The 638-nt window shown below is 56.6% G+C and carries 1 pseudogene; it reads right to left on the bottom strand.

Annotation, left to right across the window (positions count from 1 at the left end):
• A pseudogene (locus EH240_RS37250) lies at positions 1 to 452 on the bottom strand (putative bifunctional diguanylate cyclase/phosphodiesterase); the annotation flags it as partial.
• Positions 453 to 638 lie beyond the last annotated feature (186 nt).

The following is a 638-nucleotide window of genomic DNA, read 5'->3' as shown; positions in this document are numbered from 1 at the left end:
CCGCCCGCGATCATCCCCGCGCTCAGGCAGGTAATGACGACCTGGGCGGCACTTGTTGCCCCACCGAAGAACAGAACGGGAAGTACGCCCCACCAAGTACCGAACAGGAAGGCGTTGCGCACCAGGTTCTGCGTTGTCCGGCGAGATACCGACCTTGGTTTGACTGACTGAAACGAAGATCTCGCTCTTAGGCCGACGAAACCAGCGGCGACGATGATCACACTCGCCCAGAGGATGGCTTTGGTTTGGTCGGGCGAGCCCCAAACCGCCATGACAAAAGTGGCCGCATTGAGTATGTTCGCAACCATGCCAAGAAGCGTGTTGCGAAGCACGATACTGACCTGCTCCGCCCTGATACGGCCGGCAAGTGGTTCGATCGTCGATGGCCCGCCAAAAACACGCAGGTCTCCCGCCAGAAGGTCACCGAGCCTTGCGGCAGACAGACGCTGCATCACTCTTTCACTCCCGCCCTAGAGTAGTAGCTGCGTGTTGGTCTCCTAACACCGAACAATTCGGAAAAAGTAAATTTCAACCGCAAATTTGGACAACCCAGTTTGGGAAACCAAAGGGCTTCGGAATTCGAAGATAGTGAAAGACACGATGCTGCCTATCCGGAATGTCGCGACGCAAGCCTAGGA

The sequence above is a fragment of the Mesorhizobium tamadayense genome, from assembly GCF_003863365.1.
Lineage (GTDB): Bacteria > Pseudomonadota > Alphaproteobacteria > Rhizobiales > Rhizobiaceae > Mesorhizobium > Mesorhizobium tamadayense.
Note: the sequence above shows the minus strand (reverse complement) of the source record. Positions and strands in the feature narration are given on the sequence as shown.